Below are 18,270 nucleotides of genomic sequence, written 5' to 3'. Positions count from 1 at the left end.
TTACTGGCCGGATTCATTGCCGGCATCTCTGTAGGGTTCAGGCTGGAATTTTTGCCCGCTATCGCCTTCGCGTTTGCGCAGCAGATATTCATGACGATATTGCATCTGCGGCGAGGCGGCGGGGCCCGGCACCATGGCGTATTTACCCGGAATAATCTCTTCCCCGGTCGCTTTATCCACCATGACTGGCTCCACCCGTCGCTGGGTAGCGGTTTCCACCAGCTGCATCTGACGGCCTTCGGGAGCGAAGTGGCGATTACCCCATTCCGCCAGCGCCAGCAGCACCATGCGGAAATCGCGGCCGCGCGGGGTGAGGTGGTATTCGTAGCGCGGCGGCGTGCTGCTATAGCAGACCTTCTCCAGCAGCCCGTCGTCGACCAGCGCCTTCAGGCGGCGCGACAGAATATTGGGCGCGACGTTGCTGCTTTTCTGAAATTCGTCGAAGCGGGTAAAGCCCGCAAAGGCGTCGCGCAGGATCATGATGCTCCAGCTGTCGCCGATGCGGCCCAGGCTACGGGCGATGGGGCAGGGAGCGTGGCAAAGCGGTTCATTTTTCATGGGCGGTCCAGGGAGCAGGTGGCTGTTGCCAGCAAATTGACATAGTCACTATCAAAATGCAAGTTACTCTTGATAACTGTCAGGGGAGCAACCGCTGGCGTTCCGCTACGTCATTTCTTCCTTTGAATGCTGAAAGCGGGACAGTCTCCGCCGCCTGCTTATTTCTGCTTTACCGTAATAAGAGATAAAAACCGCTGATGGCAGATGAAACATTTTAATAATCATAAAAATCGATGTGGTGGGTAATGACCTTTATTGGGGGATACGATATAAGGTATGGCGAACGCAAATTAATATTCTCATAACTTTTTAAGGTTAAATAAATGAAGCAGGTGGGTATTGTTGGCTGGCGGGGCATGGTTGGCTCAGTATTGTTGCAGCGAATGATCGAAGAGAATGATTTCGACGATATTTCAGCGCATTTTTTTAGTACCTCCAGTGCGGGTGCCGCGGGCCCGGTTATTAATGGTAAAAGCGACAGACTGAAAGATGCGAATTCCCTGAGCGCCCTCGCCGAAATGGATATTATCATCACCTGTCAGGGCGGGGATTATACCAAAGCCATCTATCCGGCGTTAATTCACTCTGGCTGGCAAGGGTACTGGATCGACGCCGCTTCGGCGCTGCGAATGGATGAGAACGCCTGCATTATTCTCGACCCGGTTAATCGCGATAATATCGATCGTGCGGTGAAAGCAGGAGTGAAACTGTTTGTCGGCGGCAACTGCTCCATTACGCTGAGTCTGATGGGGCTGGCCGGGCTGATCAAGGCTGATCTGATCGAATGGATGAGCGTGATGACCTATCAGTCTGCCTCCGGGGCGGGCGCTAAGCAGGTGCGGGAATTGATCGCGCAAAGCGCGTATATCAGCCAGCATTTGTCCGCTGATGAACTGGCGGCATCAGGTTCCGTGCTGCCTTTAGTCAATAAAGTGAGTGAGCTGATTAATAGCGCCGGCATGCCGGTGGAGAATTTTGGCGTCCCGCTGATGGGCAGCATTATTCCATGGATCGACAGCGATTTAGGCGATGGAAATAGCCGCGAAGAATGGAAGGGTGAGGCGGAAACCAATAAAATACTTGGCCTCGCGCCCGGCACCATCCCGGTTAATGGTTTATGTATTCGGGTCGGCGTGATCCGCTGCCACAGCGCTGCCATTACCCTTAAACTTAAACGTGAGGTCAGCGAAACGGAATTCGCAGAGTTAGTGACCCATTCCCATCCGTGGGTAAACTATATCCCCAATAATAAGCCAGAGAGTGTCAGTAAACTGACCCCGGCTGCTATTAGCGGTTCGCTGCAGGTGGGTATTGGCCGCTACAAGAAAATGTCGCTAAATAATGAGCCGATCTACTCGGTGTTGACGGTGGGCGATCAGCTGTTATGGGGCGCGGCGGAACCCTTGCGCCGTATGTTAAATATCCTGCTTGGCAAAGTGTAATGACTGTTGCTGCCTGACAGGCCTGCGGCAGAAATGACCTTTCCAGCGCAAGACTATCTGCTGATTCAGCAGCCCTCAAACACCTGACCATCGTCCATCACTCCATTTTTACCGGTCCGGGAATGGCCAGGGGAGACCGTATCCACCTGGCCATAATCGGTATTGTTCCCCTCAGTCCATCAGACTGACCTGGGCGGCGACAATCCGCCAGCCATAGGGAAAGCGCACCCACGTCTGTTGCTGGCGTCCAGGGCGGGCGCTGCCTTCGCGGGTGAACTCGGTGCTGCACACCGCCATGTCCGCGCCAAAGGTGGTGATGGTGGTATGGCGCAGGTCGCGGGCCAGACCGGCGGCGGGGCGGGCGGCGCGAAAGGCGCGGATCGCCTCGATGCCATACAGATTTTCACCGGCCCCCAGCCGTACGGTGCGCGGGTCGTGCCAGAACAGCGCATCCAGCGCCTCGATGTTATTGCTGACCAGCGCCTCTTCATACTGATAAAACGCCGCCGTCACCTCGGCGAGGATCGCCGGGCGGTCTACATTATCCAGATTGATCATGCTGCACTCTCCGCCACTCGGGCATCGGTAATGCCCATCGCTTCCAGCGCCCGCGCGGCGCGAAGACAGGCTTGTTCATTAAACGGCGCGGCAATCAGCTGCAGGCCAATCGGCTTGCCGCTGGCGGTACGCAGGGGCACGGTCGCCACCGGCAGCCCGAGGAAGGAGATCGGCTGCGTCAGCATTCCCATGCTGGCGCGCACCGGCAGCGGCTGGCCGTTAATCACCATCTCCTCGGCGCCAATCGGCGTGGCGCTGCATGGGGTGGCCGGGGCGATCAGCACATCGGCCTGACTGAACAGGGATTTCATCGCCTGACGGGCATGGCGGCGGAAGCGCTGGGCCTGCAGATACCATGCGGAGGGGATCATCGCCCCGGCCAGCAGCCGCTCGCGGGAGTGAGGCTCAAAGCGCTCGGGCGAGTGGCGAAGATCCGGCAGATACTGATTGCCGCCTTCGCTGGCGCTGATGATAAAGGCCGCCGAGCGGGCCAGGGCGGCATCCGCGAACTGCAGCTCGCTGTCGGCGCCCAGCGCGTGGGCGACCCGATCCACGGCCGCCCGGGCGTCGTCATCGCACCAGGTGGTGAAATAGCCCCCCAGCCGCGCGCAGCGCAGACCCTCCAGCCCGCGCTCCAGCAGGTTGCCGGTGCGCTCGCTGGCTTTATCGGCCTGAAAGTCATCGGCAGGGTCGCGCCCCTGCAGGGCGTCATACACCGCGGCAAGGTCGGCCACCCGGCGGGCAAAGGGACCAATATGATCCAGACTGGCGACAAACGGATGGCTGCCGGAGCGGGAGAGGCGGCCGAAAGTGGGTTTCAGACCAAAGATCCCGCACAGCGACGCGGGGACGCGGATCGAGCCGTTGGTATCGCTGCCGAGGCTGAAATGGACCAGCCCGGCCGCCACCGCCGCGGCCGAACCGCCGGAAGATCCGCCGGCGATCCGCGACAGATCGTGCGGGTTATGCGTCGCGCCATAGTGGCTGTTTTCGGTGGTGAAGCCGTAGGCGTAGGCGTCCATATTGAGCATCCCGCTGAGCAGGGCGCCCGCGCTGTGCAGCTGGCGCACCGCCCAGCTGTCGCTGGCTGCCGGCGGCCGGTCGCTCAGCAGTTCCGCGCCGGCGAGGGTGGTGTGCCCGGCGACATCAAACAGATTTTTCACCGCGTAGGGAATGCCCGCCAGCGGCGGCAGGGGGCGCTTTTCCCGGCGCAGGGCGTCGATGCTGTCGGCCTCCGCCAGCATGCGCTGGGCGGTGACCTCGGTCCAGGCGTTGATCTGCGGATTCACGCGGGCGATATCGTCCAGCGTCTGGCGGGCGATCTCCCGGGCGCTCAGTTCGCCCTCGTGCAGCGCACGCTGGATCTCGGCGATGGTGAAATGGTGAAGTGTCATGCTTTATACACCCCCGCAATGTCGTCGCGCGGCCCGAGGGGATAGTCCATCAGCGGCTGCGCCATGGCGGCGATGCGGGCAAACTGGCGCTCCAGCTCCTCACGGCGCGGCGCATCCAGCTCCAGGCGCAACAGGTGGGTCATTTGCGTCAGATACTCGCTCCAGTCTGGCTGTGTGGTCATGGTCTGCTCCTTAGTATCCGGCGGCGGCGCCGTTGCTGCGTGGATCGGTAGCCCCTTCAAGCAGGCCGTTGGGATGGCGGACAATGGCCCCGGCGTGGCCCATCGCCTCGCTGAAATCGGCCAGCACTTCCACCTCGTGCCCCAGCTCGCGCAGGCGAGCGATGCAGGCGGGGGCAAAGCGTCCCTCCAGCTTCAGTGAATCCGAGGACTGGCCCCAGGTGCGGCCCAGCAGCCAGCGCGGCCGGGAGATGCTCTCCTGCAGCGGCGCCCCCTGCAGGATATAGCGGGTAAACAGCGCCGCCTGGGTCTGCGGCTGACCGTCGCCGCCCATCGAGCCATAGACCATCACCCGACCATCGTTCAGGCGCGCCGCGGCGGGGTTGAGGGTATGGAACGGCTGTTTGCCTGGCGCCAGCGCCAGGAGATGCTGCGGGTCGAGGCTAAAGGCCGCCCCGCGGTTTTGCCAGACGATCCCGGTGTCCGGGATCACCACGCCGCTGCCGAACTCGTGATAGATACTCTGAATAAACGACACCGCCAGGCCGCTGTTATCCACGACGCCCATCCAGACGGTATCGCCCGGGCCTTTGCCGCCGCCCCAGGGGGAAGCGCTGGCGTCGTCGATGCTGTCGGCCAGCGGCTGCAGGGCTTCCGGGGTGAGCAACTGCTGTACATCCACATCCAGATGGCGCGGATCGGTGATATGCGCATCGCGCAGGGCAAACGCCCGCTTGGTGGCTTCGACGATGCGATGCACCGTTTGCGCCTCGTCGGCGTCGGCCATGTTCAGACGGTCAGTGATGCCAAGGATCGCCAGCGACACCAGCCCCTGCGTCGGCGGGGCGAGGTTCCACAGCGTGCCCTGTCGGTGCTGGAGCGTCAGCGGCGCCGGGCGCCGGGCGCGGTGGGCCTGCAGGTCGCCGAGGGTGACGGGCATCCCCAGCGCGGCCATCCCCTGGGCGAGACGTTCGGCCAGCGGGCCGCGATAGAAACTGTCGAGACCGTCGCTGGCCAGCATGCGCAGGGTTCCGGCGAGGGCGGGCTGGCGAAAGCGGCTGCCGGCCCGGGGGGGCTCGCCTGCCGCCAGCCAGGTTTCGCTGAAGCCCGGCTGGTGGCGCAGCTCTTCCAGTTTGCTGGCGGTGGCATGGGCCTGCGAGGCGGTGACCGGAATGCCGTCTTCGGCATAACCGATAGCATCGGCCAGCAGGCGCGCCACCGGCAGCGCGCGGCCGGTTAAGTCCCGTGAAATTCGCAGCGCCTCGTCCCAGCCGCTGACGGTGCCGGCGACGGTCAGCGCAGCCTGCGGCCCCCGGTGGGGGATATGCCGCTGACCGGCATAGGCCTCGAGGGTGGCCAGCGAGCCGGCCGCACCGCTGGCGTCAATGGCGATGGGATCCCCCTCGGGAGGCACGATCAGCCAGAAACCATCCCCGCCCAGGCCGTTCATGTGCGGATAGACGACGGCGATGGCCGCGGCGGCAGCCACCATCGCTTCAATGGCGCTGCCGCCCTCGCGCAGGATGGCCAGCGCGCTCTGGCTGGCGAGGTGGTGGGGAGCGACCGCCATGCCGTGGGTCGAAACGTTGCTACTGTGCATAAATTATCCTTTCTGAACGAATCACCCGCAGAACACTGCAAAAGCTGTTCCATCTCTGAACGTTTCGTTTCATTGATAAAAACAATGACCGGAATTTTCCCGCTGGCACGCTATGTGTAAGGCATAGCAGATACAGTATGATGAGGGATGGATGATGAAACGAAAGTTACAGGGGCGCTATGCAACAACTCGATGAACGACTGAAAGGGCAATATGCCTCGCTGTCGCCGCAGGAGCAGCGGGTGGCGGATTTCATCTTTGACCACTTTGATGACCTGATAAGCTACAACAGCGCCGAGCTGGCGCAGCTGAGCGGCGTGTCGAAAGCCACCGTCAGCCGGCTGTTCAAGCGCCTCGGCTATGACAAATATAAGGACATGCGCGATGAACTGCGCACCCTGCGCCAGAGCGGAATGCCGCTGACCGACCAGCGCGACGCGGTGCAGGGTAACACGCTGCTGGCGCGTCATTATAAGCAGGAGATGGCGAACCTCACCCAATGGGTCAATGCCCTTGACGCTCACCAGTTCGCCGAGGCGCTGACGGCGATGGTGGCCGCGCGCCGCATTGTGGTGATTGGCATGCGCAATGCCTATCCGGCGGCGCTACACCTGCGCCAGCAGCTGCTGCAGGCTCGCGGTCAGGTGCTGGTGCTGCCCCAGCCGGGGCAGAGCCTCAGCGAAGAGCTGGTCGACCTGACCGCCGATGACCTGGTGGTGATGATGGCGTTTCGCCGGCGGCCGCGGATCGTGCGCCCGCTGCTGCAGCAGCTGCAGCGCGACGGGGTGCCGGTTCTGTTAATGTGCGAGCCGCAGGCCCACAGCCTGTTCCCGCTCTCCCGCTGGCAGCTCTGCGCGCCGCTGGACAGCGTCTCGGCTTACGACAGCTATGCCTCGGTCAACAGTCTGATCAATCTGCTGGCCAATGCCTTTCTGCATGAAACGCTCGACAGCGGTCGTCCGCGGATCCACGATATCGCTACGCTTTATCAGCAGCTGGACGAGCTGGAACAACGCTGATGGGGCGCCAGCGTGGTGCTGTGCATCAATATGGTGCATTTGATTCCGCGTTCTGGCGCCGCCGATTTTTACACTTCTGCTCCTTACTCCCTGTCCGTTCTCACTTTTTGCCTTAATTCCTCGCCAACCCGCGCATCGACCGTATCTGGCACATTAGTTGCAAAAACAGATTCAAAGAATCTTTTGTTTCATGCTAACGTAACGGGTAAACATCATGAAGAAACTGTTGATCGCACTGGCCGGGGCCGCTTGTCTCCTTTCGTCTGTTTCCGCCGCTCAGGCTGACCAGCTCCAGGATATTGAAAAACGCGGCGTCATCCGCATTGCCGTACCCCAGGATTTTCCGCCATTCGGCTCGGTGGGGACCGACCTGCAGCCGCAGGGGTATGACATCGACATGGCGCGCTATCTGGCGAAGTCGATGAAGCTCAAGCTGCAGCTGGTCCCGGTAACCAGCGCCAACCGCGTGCCGTATCTGCAGACGGATAAGGTGGACCTGGTGATCTCCAGCCTCGGCAAAAACGCTGAGCGTGAGAAAGTGATCGACTTCAGCCGCGCCTACGCGCCGTTCTTCCTCGGGGTGTTTGGCCCGAAAGGGGCGGAGCTGAAGGACGCGGCCGCGCTGAGCGGTAAAAGCGTCGGCGTGACCCGCGGAGCGGTGGAAGACATGGTGCTGACCAGCGTGGCGCCGCAGGCGGCGCAGATTAAGCGCTACGAGGACAATAACACCACTCTGTCGGCCTATCTGTCAGGCCAGGTGCAGTATGTCGCCACCGGGAACCTGGTGGTGGCGGCCATCGCCCGGCAGAACGCCGACAAAGCGCCGGTGCCGAGCTTTATGCTGAAGGACTCGCCGTGCTTTATCGGGCTGAAAAAGAACGAACCAGCGCTGAAGGCGAAAGTGGATACCCTCATCGAGCAGGGCATTAAGGACGGCACCCTCAACGGTCTGTCTGAGAAGTGGCTGAAAGCGCCGCTGCCTGCCAGCCTCGGCGCGTAAGGTCTGTGGATGACGGAGCAACTTCATTTTTCTGAGCTCTGGCCGCATTGGCCGGAGCTGCTGGCCGGCCTGTGGGTGACGGTGCAGCTGACGGTGCTGGCGACGATCGGCGGACTGGCGATCGGCATCCTCGGGGCGGCGATCCGCAGCGGCCGCCCGGGCATCCTCAGCCGGGTATGGGGCGGATATGTGGAAATCATTCGTAACACGCCGTTCGTGGTGCAGCTCTTTTTTATCGTCTTTGGTTTACCGAACCTGGGACTGAAGATGACCGCCGGCGAAGCGGCGCTGCTGGCGATGGTGGTTAACCTTGGGGCCTACAGCACCGAGATCGTGCGCGCCGGCATTCAGGTGACGCCGAAAGGCCAGTGGGAGGCCGGACGCGTGCTCGGACTCAGCCGGACGCAAACCTTCGTTCGCGTCGTGCTGCCCCCGGCGCTGCAGCGGATTTATCCGGCGCTGGTCAGCCAGTGCATCATCGTGATGCTCGGCTCGTCGGTGGTGTCGCAGGTCTCCTATGAGGAGTTGACCTTCGCCGCCAACCTGATCCAGTCGCGGACATTTTTGAGCTTTGAGGTCTATCTGGTGACCACCGGGATCTACTTAGCGTTATCGATAGCGATGCGTCAGCTGCTGATGGCGGCGGGACGTAAATGGCTGGGAGTGCAGGCATGATGACCACCTTTACCGACTGGGACATTATCCGCAACCTGCTGCTGGCCGGTCGCTGGACGGTGCTGCTGTCTCTGGTCGCCTTCACCGGCGGGGCGCTGGTGACCTTACCGTTGCTGCTGTTGCGTCTGACCGGCGGACGGCAGGTAAAACGACTGATCCGCGGCTACGTCGAACTGTTTCAGGGGACGCCGCTGCTGATGCAGCTGTTTCTGGCATTTTTCGGCGTGGCGCTGTTCGGCATCGACGTCTCGGCATGGACCGCGGCGTCGGTGGCCCTGACGCTCTACACCAGCGCCTTTCTGCTGGATATCTGGTTCGGCAGCATTCGCGCGCTGCCGAAAGGCCAGTGGGAAGCCTCGCGCTGTCTCGGGCTGAGCTTCGGCCAGACCCTGTACCGGGTGGTGGCGCCGCAGGCGCTGCGCATCGCCATCGCGCCGACGGTGGGGTTCGCCGTGCAGGTGATCAAAGGTACGGCGCTGGCCTCGATTATTGGCTTTGTGGAGCTGACCAAGGCGGGAACCATGCTGACCAACGTCACTTACCAGCCGTTTAAAGTGTTTGCCCTGGTGGCGCTGGGCTATTTCATTCTGTGCTATCCGCTGTCCCGCTACAGCCGTTATCTGGAGAACAAATTCAATGCCTCTCATCACCATTAATCAGATGCAGAAGTACTACGGCGACAACCATGTGCTGAAGGGCGTCGATCTGGATATCGACATGGGGGAAGTGATCTCGATCATCGGCCGCAGCGGCTCGGGCAAAAGCACTCTGCTGCGCTGCATCAATGGCCTGGAGGGGTACCAGGAGGGGAGCATCAAGCTCGGGGGCATGACCATCACCGACCGCGATTCCCAGGCCCGGGAGATCAGCCGCTCCATCGGCATGGTATTCCAGAACTTCAATCTCTTTCCGCACATGACGGCGCTGGAGAACGTCATGCTGGCCCCGCGGCGGGTGCTGAAGAAGTCCCAGGCCGAATGCCGCGAGCTGGCGCAGCGGATGCTGGAGAAGGTCGGGCTCGGCGACCGTCTGGATTACTACCCGGCCAACCTCTCCGGCGGCCAGCAGCAGCGCGTGGCCATCGCCCGGGCGCTGGCCATGTCGCCAAAGGTTTTACTTTGTGACGAAATCACCTCGGCGCTCGACCCTGAACTGGTGGGCGAAGTACTGAAGGTGCTGGAGCAGCTGGCGGCGGAAGGCATGACGCTGATCCTCGTCACCCATGAAATGAATTTTGCCCGCGAAGTGGGCGACCGCGTGGTGTTTATGCATCAGGGGCGCGTCTGGGAGCAGGGTGACAGCAAAACGCTGTTCGCCAGTCCGCAGACAACCGAACTGAAACAGTTTATCTCCTCGGTGCGCGGTCTTAACTAACGTAAGGAATGGCAGATGGATATCACTCAGTTTTCGCAAATTAACCCGCCGCAGCGCCTGCTGATGGGTCCGGGGCCGATCAACGCCGACCCGCGCGTGCTGCGCGCCATGGCGAGCCAGCTGGTGGGTCAGTACGATCCGGCGATGACCCACTATATGAATGAAGTGATGGCGCTCTACCGCGGCGTGTTTCGCACCGAAAACCGCTGGACGATGCTGGTGGACGGTACCTCCCGCGCCGGTATCGAAGCGATCCTGGTGTCGGCGATCCGTCCGGGCGACAAGGTGCTGGTGCCAGTGTTCGGCCGGTTTGGTCATCTGCTGTGCGAGATTGCGCGCCGTTGCCGGGCAGAGGTATACACCATCGAGGTGCCGTGGGGGGAAGTCTTTACCCCGGACCAGGTTGAGGACGCGATCAAGCGCGTGCGCCCGCGCCTGCTGCTTACCGTGCAGGGCGATACCTCGACCACCATGCTGCAGCCGCTGGCGGAGCTGGGGGAGATTTGTCGTCGCCACGACGTGCTGTTCTATACTGACGCCACCGCGTCGCTCGGCGGCAACCCGCTGGAAACCGACGCCTGGCAGCTTGACGCGGTGTCCGCCGGGATGCAGAAGTGCCTGGGCGGCCCCTCCGGCACCTCGCCCATTACCCTCAGCCCGCGGATGGAAGAGGCGATCCGCCGCCGCCGCTGCATTGAGCAGGGGATCCGCACCGACGCCCACCACGATGGCGTCGACGAGATGATCTACTCCAACTATTTCGATCTCGGGATGGTGATGGATTACTGGGGGCCGGAGCGCCTTAACCACCACACCGAAGCGACCTCGGCGCTGTTCGCCGCCCGGGAGTGCGCGCGCCTGATCCTTCAGGAGGGACTCGACAACGGCATCGCCCGCCACAAGCTGCACGGCGATGCGCTGCTGAAAGGGATCCAGGCGATGGGTCTCGAGACCTTTGGCGACCTGCGGCACAAAATGAATAACGTGCTGGGGGTGGTGATCCCCAACGGGGTCAACGGCGACCAGGTGCGTAAGCTGATGCTGGAAGATTTCGGCATTGAGATTGGCACCTCGTTCGGCCCGCTGCACGGTAAAGTCTGGCGCATTGGCACCATGGGCTATAACGCGCGTAAAGACTGTGTGATGCAGACCCTCAGTGCGCTGGAGGCGGTGCTGAACTACCTCAAGTTCACCACCACTCAGGGCGCGGCGATGCAGGCGGCCTGGGATCACTACCGCACCGAGGGCAACCTATGAGTGATACCGTCCGCCAGCAGGCGGAGAGAGAGGTGGCCGCCAGCCGGGTAATGGCGCGGGCCGACCAGCTGGCCGCCCTCAGCGAAACCGCCGACGCCCTGACCCGGGTCTATCTGTCGCCGGAGCATCTGCAGGCCAACCAGCTGGTGGGTCAGTGGATGCAGGCCGCCGGTATGATGGTGTGGCAGGACAGCGTCGGCAACATCTGCGGTCGCTATGAAGGCGTGCAGGAGGGCGCGCCGGCAGTGCTGCTGGGCTCTCATCTTGACACCGTGCGCAACGCCGGGCGCTACGATGGCATGCTCGGCGTGCTGACGGCGATTGAGGTGGTGCAGCGTCTGCACCAGCAGGGGCGACGGCTGGCAAAGGCTATCGAGATCGTCGGTTTTGGCGATGAAGAGGGCACCCGCTTCGGCATCACCCTGCTTGGCAGCCGCGGCGTCACCGGCACCTGGCCCGAAAGCTGGCTGTCGCAGTGCGATGCCGACGGGGTGAGCGTCGCCCAGGCGCTGGTGAATGCCGGGCTCGATCCGGCGCGGATCGCCCATGCCGCCCGCCGCCCGCAGGATATCGCCGCCTATCTGGAACTGCATATCGAGCAGGGGCCGTGCCTGGAGCAGGCGGGTCTGGCGCTCGGCGTAGTGGAGGCGATTAACGGCGCCCGCCGCCTGAACTGCCGCTTTACCGGCGAAGCCGGCCATGCCGGCACGGTGCCAATGCTCCATCGTAAGGACGCGCTCGCCGCGGCGGCGGAATGGATGGTGCAGGTGGAAAGCCTGACCCGGCAGCGCGGCGGCAATCTGGTGGCGACGGTCGGCACCCTGCGCTGTGCGCCGGGCGCGGTGAACGTGATACCGGGCGAGGTGCAGCTGACGCTGGATATTCGCGGCCCGCAGGATGCGCCGCTGGCGGCGCTGCTGGAGGAGGTGCTGGCGGAGGCGCAGGCCATTGTCGGGCGCCGCCAGCTGAGCTTCAGCGCCGAGGAGTATTATCGCATCGCCGCCACCGCCTGCGACAGCCAGCTGCAGGCGGTGCTGAGCGAGGCGGTGGTGGCAGTGCAGGGGCGGTCGCTGACGCTGCCGAGCGGCGCAGGGCATGACGCCATCGCCATCGCCGAGCGCTGGCCATCGGCCATGCTGTTTGTGCGCTGTCTGGGGGGCGTCAGCCATCACCCGGCGGAATCGGTCACCACCGCCGACGTCGGGCTGGCCATCGACGCGTTCTCCCGGGCGGTAGAGCAGGTGGCCGACGCCTGATCGCGCCGGTTGCCGTACCCCGGCTGGCGGCGTTACACCGCCAGCCGGTTGACCACCTCGGCGACGGAGGTGATGGCATGGATATTGCCGATCCCCGCCCCCAGCGAGATATACCCCTCATCAGTATTCCCCTCCAGCATGCCCAGCCGCATTCCGCGCAGACCGCCCATCGCCTGGGCCAGCTCGGCCTTTGAGGCGCCGGCCCGGTCCATGGCTACCAGTTTGTCGCTCAGTTTGCCGGGCAGAGCGCGGTAGTAGTCCGGCAGGGTGCGGAACAGCCGCAGATCCAGGCCGTTGGCGGCGACAATTTTCGCTTTCACCGAGTCGGGAACCCGGCTTTCGACGGTGCTGATGAATACCGAACCGGCGAAGACGCCTTCCGCGCCGAGGGCGTGAGCGGCATGCGCCCCTCGGGCATCGGTTATCCCCCCCGCGGCCATTACCGGAACCCGCTGTACCGCGTCAACAATCAGCGGGACGATGGTGAAGGTCCCCAGCGCGGTGCCCGGCAGCGTGCCGCCTTCGTCAAAGCCGGTGGCGACGATAATGTCCGCTCCGGCCTGCTCCGCGCGGCGGCTGTTCTCAGGCGTCGGGTTAATATCGCGATAGATAATGGTGATCCCGGCGGCTTTCAGTTCGTCAAATAGCGCCGGTTTTAACGAACCGTCGCCGTAGCCGGTGTAGACCACCACCTTAACGCCTTCCGCTTTGATCACCGGCAGGATCGCCGGCGTCCAGATGTCGTTTTCCGCCGTCGGGATAAGATTGACGCCAAAGGGCTTCTCGGTCAGCTGTTTGGTTTTGCGGATCTCTTCGCGCATTTTCTCAGCCGTCGCTTCCGGCGTGGAGACAGCGGTTGCCGCCGTCAGCCCGGCGTTCGGGCCCAGTACCCCGAGACCACCGGCGTTGCCGACGGCCGCCACCAGACGCGCATCGGTCAGCCAGGAAAGCGGCCCCTGGACCACCGGTTTTTCAATACCCAGAATGCGGGCAACGCGGTTAGATTGCATGATATTTTTCCTTTTATGTTAACAAGTTATCTTTTTTTTCGCCCCAACGATGCGGCAATGAGAGCAGTGTAGGCGCCTTTATTGTTTTAAAAAATGAGCGAAAACTTTCAGCACTATTATTAATTTAGTAATAATTACGGCAGGCGATGAGATAGGGGACGGGCCGTTATGCAGATGAATCTGTTTGAAAATATTAAAATCTTTATTGAAATCGTCGACGCCGGCAGCTTTTCCCAGGCGGCGGAAAATTTGCAGATCCACCGGCCGGCGGTGACCAAAGCGCTGCAGCAGCTGGAGCGGGAGAGCGGGGTCAGGCTGCTGCAGCGTACCACCCGGCGCCTGTATCTCACGCCGGAGGGAGAAGAGTTTTATCGCCGCAGTAAACCGCTGCTCTCCCAGGCCGACGATCTGCTGGAGTCGTTCGCGCCGGACCGGCCGATACGCGGCCAGCTACGCGTCGATATGCCGATCGCTTTTGCACGGCTGCTGGTGATCCCGCATCTGGCGGATTTTTATCAGGCCCATCCGGAGGTGGAAATTGTCCTCAGCAGCTCCGATGTGCGCCGGGATATGCTGCGCGATGGCCTGGATTGCCTGCTGCGGGTGGGTGAACTGGAGGATGGCGACTATGTGGCGCGCTCGCTGGGGGAGGTGGCGTTAACCACCTGCGCCAGTCCGGAATATCTGGCGCGCTATGGGGTGCCCGCCACGCTGGAGGACCTGCAGTCGCACCTGGCGGTGAACTGGGTGAACAGCAGCAGCCGGCAGATTATGCCCTGGCGATTCCAGACCCCGGAGGGCGTCCGGCAGATCGCCATTCCCGGCAAGCTGGTGCTGGACAACTCGGAAGTCTTTACCGCCGCCGGACTGGCGGGGCTGGGGATGCTGCAGGGGATGAGCTTCTTTTTACAGCCCTACATCGACAGCGGCCAGCTGGTAGAAATTCTGCCGGACTTTCCGGCGCCGCGTCGCCCGCTGTCGCTGCTCTATCCGCACCGGCATCTTTCGCACAAGGTGCGGGTCTTTGCCGACTGGCTGCAGGGGCTGGTGGCGACCCTGGCGCGGACGCCGCCGGCTTGACTCTGCTGGCTGAGCGTTTATATATAAAATGTGAATGCTATTAAAGCAATAAATCACAAGGCTGGATAATGACTCAACCTGTAAGGGAATGCTGATGAAACTCTGGAATAAAACACTGCTCGCTTCCGCACTGTGCCTGACCCTGTTTGGCTGCGACGATGCGTCGAAAGTAGATAACAAACTGGATAAGGCCAAAGATAATGCGGAGCAGATGAAGGATGCCGCGGCGGACAAAGCCCAGGCGATTAAGCAGGATGCGGATAAGCAAATTGATACGCTGAAAAGCCAGGCCGACGCCGAGGCCGATCGTCTGAAGGATCAGGCCAGCGCCATCAAGGCGGAGGCGGACAAGAAAGCGGATGCCATCGCCGAGCAGGCGAAAGCCCAGGCCGATGCGGTGAAGCAGAACGCAAAGCAGGAAAGTGACCGCATCGTCAAAGAGGCGGGTCAGATCAAAGACAACGCCATCGGCGATGCCAATCAGCTTTCGGCGGAAGCGGCGAGCAAAACCAAAGCCATTCAGGACAGTATCGCGAAGGATAAACAGAACGCTACGCCACCGGCCGCCCAGCAGTAACTTGCGGTGTTTGCCTGGCCAGCCGCCGTCCGTTAAAACAGGGCGTGGAGCCTGATATCGCGCCCGGCGGCGCGGCGCTTGCGCGGGCCTGCAAGCGGGGCGAGTTGGCTGCGCAATGATCGGGTATTGTAGGCCGGGCAAGGCGTTGCCGCCGCCCGGCACATAGGACGGCATTAACATCCTGCTCAGGGGTATCTTACGATACCCCTTTTTGATGCCCGTTCCGGGTTCAGCGGTTTGGAAGCAGGGTGCCTTTCAGGCCGTGCGGCTCGGAGCGCAGATATTGCGAAGGTACGCGAACCTGGGCGCCAAGGCTGGCCGCGGCGTGCCATGGCCAGTGCGGATCGTAGAGCACCGCGCGGGCGAGGGCGATCAGGTCGGCATCGCCATTCTCCAGCGCCGCTTCCGCCTGCTGCGGGTCGGTGATCAGTCCCACGCCAATCACCGGGATGGCTACCTGCTCGCGAATGTCGCGGGCGAAAGGCAACTGATACCCCGGCCCGACGGTGATTGCCTGCTGCGGCGACAATCCGCCGCTGGAGACATGGATATAGTCGCTGCCCAGCGCTTCCAGCTGCTGACTGAACTGAATGGATTGCTCGCCGTCCCAGCCGCCTTCGACCCAGTCGGTAGCCGACAACCTGACGCCCACCGCCATGGCGTTGCCCACCGCCTCGCGGATTGCCTTAAACACTTCCAGCGGATAGCGCATGCGGTTTTCCAGCGAACCGCCATACTCGTCCCGGCGCTGATTGCTGAGCGGCGAGAGAAACTGGTGCAGCAGATAGCCGTGGGCGGCGTGCAGCTCAATCAGCTCAAAGCCCAGGCGTTGGGCGCGCAATGCGCTGGCGACAAAGGCCGCTTTGATGCGCGCCAGATCGGCATGGCTCAGCTCGGCCGGGGCGCGATCGCCGTCGTGAAACGCCACCGCGGAGGGGGCGACGGTCTGCCAGCCGCCCTGGTTGAGCGCCAGCTGATGGCCACCCTGCCAGGGGGCCGCGCAGGAGGCCTTGCGCCCGGCATGCCCCAGCTGGATCCCCAGAGGGATCGGTGACCAGGCCCGGATATCCTCCACCACGGCGCGCAGGGCGTTTTCGGTTTCATCATCCCACAGCCCCAGATCCCCCGGCGAGATACGTCCCGCCGGCTCTACCGCCGTGGCTTCCAGAATTAACAGGCCGGCGCCGGAGAACGCCAGCTGCCCGAGATGGATCCGGTGCCAGGACGTCGCCTTCCCCTCGTCAGCAGAGTACTGACACATGGGGGCGATAACGATACGGTTATCCAGCGTCAACTGACCAATACGCGTCGCGCTAAAAAGATGACTCATGAGTACCTCGTAAATGTTAGACGTGGTCTTGCTCGGGGGCGAACAGCCACTGTTTATAGCACGCCTGCCAGCCCCCCTTTATTCGGATATTGCGTTTAAACGTCCCGCTAGTCGATAAACCAGAGACGGCGCCGCCGGCCGGTTGCCTGCTGTGACACCGCGCGGGCCATTGCGCTGCCAATCTCGGCGCTGGCCGTCAGCCCCTGGATAAAGGGGCGATCGTGCATCAGCCAGGGAAGGGCGCCGAAGGCGACCCGGCCGCGCACTGCCTCCGGCGCCTGCAGCGTGTAGTCATCGCCAACGTCCGGAATAGCGTCGCCGCAGGCCAGCAGCTGCTGGCGCAGTGAAGGAAAGGGCAGATCCCGGGTTTTGAGCGCTTTCTGTCCGCGGGCATCGATAAAGACATCGAATTCACAGCGCTGCTGATGATGGACAATCAGCGTCCGGTCAGACTCGCGCTGCAGATCGTAATCCTCACCCAGCGCCACAATTCGCAGAATGCCCGCCCGGTGCAGGGCCAGCAGGCGGCGAATGGACTCCGGCGGGATCGCGGCGTAGTTATCAATAAACACGCGGGCGAGCCCCTGGCGGAAGCGACGGCTGTCCTCGTCGTTGAGCTGCGGCACCACGGTTTCAATCGCCTCGTGCAGGCGGAGAATGGCATAGCGCCAGGGCACCGTGTGGCGCTCGCGCTTATTGCGCTCCACCTCCTGCAGATTGCGCTGCGCCCACTGGAAGGGGTCATGGGTGAGACGGTCGGCAAACCAGGTGTCGGCGATGCTGTCAGGCGTCAGCTGGCGCAGCCCCATCGCCTGGCACCAGGCCGGGGCGGCATATTCCAGCTCCTGGACGATCAGCTGAAACACCCGCTCCAGCAGGCCGTCGCTACCCTGAGCGACGGCCGCCTCAAGGGCGGCAGGGGTGGCGAACTCCAGCGGCTCCCACGGGATCGGGCAGTAGAAATCGGCCTCTGGCAGCACGCCGTTGCGTGACATCAGCGTGATCTCCAGCGCTTCGCTGCCGGGATGCAGGGAAAAATGGGTCGTTTTGTCGTGTTCAGTATGGAAAACGCCGTGGCGGGCCACAACCGCCACGGCGGCATCAATCGCGCTTAAGGAGGTCCCGAGGATCCCGACCCGACAGGGGGCGATGCGGGCCTCCATCAGGCCGGTCCACGGACTGGGGAAGTATTGCCGGCTGGCGCGTTCTTCTTCAGGCCACAAATGGCCGGTGGCTACCACCACCAGATCGACGATATCCGGCTGCGCCGCGCTGTCGGTGTGGATGGCGATCCCGACGGGCTGCACCGCAATATCCGTGACCTCACAGGACTCGCAAACGTTCACCACGAAGCCCGCGTCTCTGGCCCGTTGGACAAGATACAGAAAGCGGTCGCGGTAGTACTCGCCGAGGATCACCCGTGGCAGAAACTGGCGCTCATGCAGCGCGTGCCGTTCAAGACCGCGCGCCGCCAGCCAGTCATCGCTCTGCTGCTGCAGCCATTGCAGATAGGTCAGGTCGATAGGGGGGATCTCAATGCTGGCGATGTTGGCCAGCATCTGCGCCGCGGTATTATCGTCACTGTAGGGCATACCGACCCCGGCCTGCGCCTCTTTTTCAAACAGCGCGATCGATAGCGGCTCACCGCGCTTCACCAGTTCATACAAGGTGTAAATCCCCGTCGGCCCGGCGCCGACGATGGCGATTCTCTTCATGATTCTCTCCCTTCCTGTGGGTGGATACGGCATCGGGGCAGTGCACTGAAGCCAGCCTGCCCTTAATTCTGGTCGAAAATTAGCGAACCGGTGGGCCGTCGCACGCAATTTGAAACAAATTAGCGTGCTAATAAACTTGCCGACGGCCGGAAAAGGGGTGTAATTAACAAAAGAGCAACTTTCTATACAAACAATTTACACAAGCGGTGACACCAGCCTGCTCTGCCGGACGCCGCGCAAGCTCCC

The 18,270-nt window shown here is 62.4% G+C and carries 18 protein-coding genes; 10 read left to right on the top strand and 8 right to left on the bottom strand.

What is annotated here, in order from left to right:
- Nucleotides 1-558, bottom strand: coding sequence for a helix-turn-helix domain-containing protein (locus QLG03_RS23095; protein ID WP_255987607.1), 558 nt, complete (start codon nucleotides 556-558; stop codon nucleotides 1-3).
- A 323-nt stretch (nucleotides 559-881) separates the two neighbouring features.
- On the opposite strand from QLG03_RS23095, the gene asd reads away from it, so the two are divergent.
- Nucleotides 882-2,000, top strand: a complete 1,119-nt coding sequence (asd, locus tag QLG03_RS23090; protein WP_044523352.1) for an aspartate-semialdehyde dehydrogenase — start codon at nucleotides 882-884, stop codon at nucleotides 1,998-2,000.
- 171 nt (nucleotides 2,001-2,171) lie between these two features.
- Here the strand turns inward: asd and hpxZ are convergent, their stop codons facing one another.
- Genes hpxZ through hpxW form a run of 4 tightly spaced genes read right to left on the bottom strand, consistent with a single transcriptional unit; the run spans nucleotide 2,172 to nucleotide 5,731 of the window.
- Nucleotides 2,172-2,558, bottom strand: coding sequence for an oxalurate catabolism protein HpxZ (hpxZ, locus tag QLG03_RS23085; protein WP_023289760.1), 387 nt, complete (start codon nucleotides 2,556-2,558; stop codon nucleotides 2,172-2,174).
- Entirely contained in the window at nucleotides 2,555-3,952 is a 1,398-nt protein-coding gene (locus QLG03_RS23080; protein WP_044523349.1) for an AtzE family amidohydrolase, read from the bottom strand. The genes hpxZ and QLG03_RS23080 overlap by 4 nt, the downstream gene beginning before the upstream one ends.
- Entirely contained in the window at nucleotides 3,949-4,134 is a 186-nt protein-coding gene (gene hpxX, locus QLG03_RS23075) for an oxalurate catabolism protein HpxX (protein WP_023289758.1), read from the bottom strand. Before hpxX ends, QLG03_RS23080 begins: the two co-directional genes overlap by 4 nt.
- A gap of 10 nt (nucleotides 4,135-4,144) precedes the next feature.
- Nucleotides 4,145-5,731: an oxamate amidohydrolase gene (gene hpxW / locus QLG03_RS23070; RefSeq protein WP_048297540.1), complete on the bottom strand. Its 1,587-nt coding sequence runs from the start codon at nucleotides 5,729-5,731 to the stop codon at nucleotides 4,145-4,147.
- 179 nt (nucleotides 5,732-5,910) lie between these two features.
- On the opposite strand from hpxW, the gene hpxU reads away from it, so the two are divergent.
- From hpxU to hpxK, 7 genes are all read left to right on the top strand, one after another.
- Nucleotides 5,911-6,750, top strand: a complete 840-nt coding sequence (gene hpxU, locus QLG03_RS23065) for a MurR/RpiR family transcriptional regulator HpxU (protein ID WP_023289756.1) — start codon at nucleotides 5,911-5,913, stop codon at nucleotides 6,748-6,750.
- Between the two features lie 214 nt (nucleotides 6,751-6,964).
- Entirely contained in the window at nucleotides 6,965-7,750 is a 786-nt protein-coding gene (locus tag QLG03_RS23060) for a transporter substrate-binding domain-containing protein (RefSeq protein WP_023289755.1), read from the top strand.
- Between the two features lie 9 nt (nucleotides 7,751-7,759).
- Nucleotides 7,760-8,425, top strand: a complete 666-nt coding sequence (locus tag QLG03_RS23055; protein ID WP_023289754.1) for an amino acid ABC transporter permease — start codon at nucleotides 7,760-7,762, stop codon at nucleotides 8,423-8,425.
- The gene (locus QLG03_RS23050; RefSeq protein ID WP_002905295.1) at nucleotides 8,425-9,081 is read left to right on the top strand and encodes an amino acid ABC transporter permease; all 657 of its coding nucleotides are present in this window, start codon (nucleotides 8,425-8,427) and stop codon (nucleotides 9,079-9,081) included. The genes QLG03_RS23055 and QLG03_RS23050 overlap by 1 nt, the downstream gene beginning before the upstream one ends.
- A complete protein-coding gene (locus QLG03_RS23045) occupies nucleotides 9,062-9,799 on the top strand; it encodes an amino acid ABC transporter ATP-binding protein (RefSeq protein WP_002905293.1) in 738 nt (245 codons plus the stop codon). The genes QLG03_RS23050 and QLG03_RS23045 overlap by 20 nt, the downstream gene beginning before the upstream one ends.
- Before the next feature lie 15 nt (nucleotides 9,800-9,814).
- Nucleotides 9,815-11,056, top strand: a complete 1,242-nt coding sequence (locus QLG03_RS23040) for an alanine--glyoxylate aminotransferase family protein (RefSeq protein ID WP_255987606.1) — start codon at nucleotides 9,815-9,817, stop codon at nucleotides 11,054-11,056.
- Nucleotides 11,053-12,312 carry an allantoate amidohydrolase gene (hpxK, locus tag QLG03_RS23035; protein ID WP_180265918.1) on the top strand — a complete coding sequence of 420 codons (1,260 nt, stop codon included), beginning with the start codon at nucleotides 11,053-11,055 and terminating at the stop codon, nucleotides 12,310-12,312. Before QLG03_RS23040 ends, hpxK begins: the two co-directional genes overlap by 4 nt.
- Before the next feature lie 32 nt (nucleotides 12,313-12,344).
- Here hpxK and QLG03_RS23030 read toward each other — a convergent pair whose 3' ends face one another.
- Entirely contained in the window at nucleotides 12,345-13,322 is a 978-nt protein-coding gene (locus tag QLG03_RS23030) for a nitronate monooxygenase (protein ID WP_023289751.1), read from the bottom strand.
- Between the two features lie 174 nt (nucleotides 13,323-13,496).
- Between QLG03_RS23030 and QLG03_RS23025 the strand changes: the two genes are divergently transcribed.
- Both QLG03_RS23025 and QLG03_RS23020 read left to right on the top strand, forming a co-directional pair.
- Entirely contained in the window at nucleotides 13,497-14,402 is a 906-nt protein-coding gene (locus QLG03_RS23025; RefSeq protein WP_255988007.1) for a LysR family transcriptional regulator, read from the top strand.
- A gap of 88 nt (nucleotides 14,403-14,490) precedes the next feature.
- Entirely contained in the window at nucleotides 14,491-14,979 is a 489-nt protein-coding gene (locus QLG03_RS23020) for a hypothetical protein (RefSeq protein ID WP_032452914.1), read from the top strand.
- A 229-nt stretch (nucleotides 14,980-15,208) separates the two neighbouring features.
- On the opposite strand, the gene QLG03_RS23015 is transcribed toward QLG03_RS23020, so the two are convergent.
- Together QLG03_RS23015 and QLG03_RS23010 are read right to left on the bottom strand one after the other, a co-directional pair.
- Nucleotides 15,209-16,309 carry an NADH:flavin oxidoreductase/NADH oxidase gene (locus tag QLG03_RS23015; RefSeq protein ID WP_023289748.1) on the bottom strand — a complete coding sequence of 367 codons (1,101 nt, stop codon included), beginning with the start codon at nucleotides 16,307-16,309 and terminating at the stop codon, nucleotides 15,209-15,211.
- 107 nt (nucleotides 16,310-16,416) lie between these two features.
- On the bottom strand, nucleotides 16,417-18,024 hold the full coding sequence (locus QLG03_RS23010; protein ID WP_255987604.1) for an FAD-NAD(P)-binding protein: 1,608 nt from the start codon (nucleotides 18,022-18,024) through the stop codon (nucleotides 16,417-16,419).
- Nucleotides 18,025-18,270 lie beyond the last annotated feature (246 nt).

This window comes from Klebsiella sp. V115_8, from assembly GCF_029967715.1.
GTDB lineage: Bacteria > Pseudomonadota > Gammaproteobacteria > Enterobacterales > Enterobacteriaceae > Klebsiella > Klebsiella quasipneumoniae.
The sequence above is the reverse complement of the archived record's forward strand: the minus strand, read 5'-3'. Positions and strand labels throughout refer to the sequence as shown.